Source organism: Ferrovum myxofaciens, from assembly GCF_000735045.1.
Taxonomy (GTDB): domain Bacteria; phylum Pseudomonadota; class Gammaproteobacteria; order Burkholderiales; family Ferrovaceae; genus Ferrovum; species Ferrovum myxofaciens.
The window spans coordinates 1-253 of record NZ_JPOQ01000399.1 but is presented as its reverse complement, the minus strand read 5'-3'; the positions used below and the strand labels follow the sequence as shown (position 1 = coordinate 253).

Genomic DNA, 253 nt, shown 5'->3' with positions numbered 1-253 from the left:
GCGGTGTGGAATTTCTGCACAAAATCCTGCTGCATATTCTCCCGAAGGGATTCAGACGGGCGCGCAACTTCGGCTTTCTGCACCCCAACAGCCGGCTGGTCAAGCTGGTGCAGCTGATTAAACGGGGGTTTGTTCCACCGCCCAAACCGCGTCCGGTGCCTGGCTGTCCGTGTTGCGGAAAACCGATGCGCATCGTGCGTACGCGGGTGAAATACGCAGGTGATGCATTACCCAGCTTGGCATCGATTCGGGA

The 253-nt window shown here is 58.1% G+C and carries 1 protein-coding gene; it reads left to right on the top strand.

Annotated features, from left to right (window positions below):
- Positions 1-253: transposase (locus IV91_RS0114220; RefSeq protein ID WP_200874441.1), on the top strand; the 253-nt coding region annotated here is incomplete at both ends.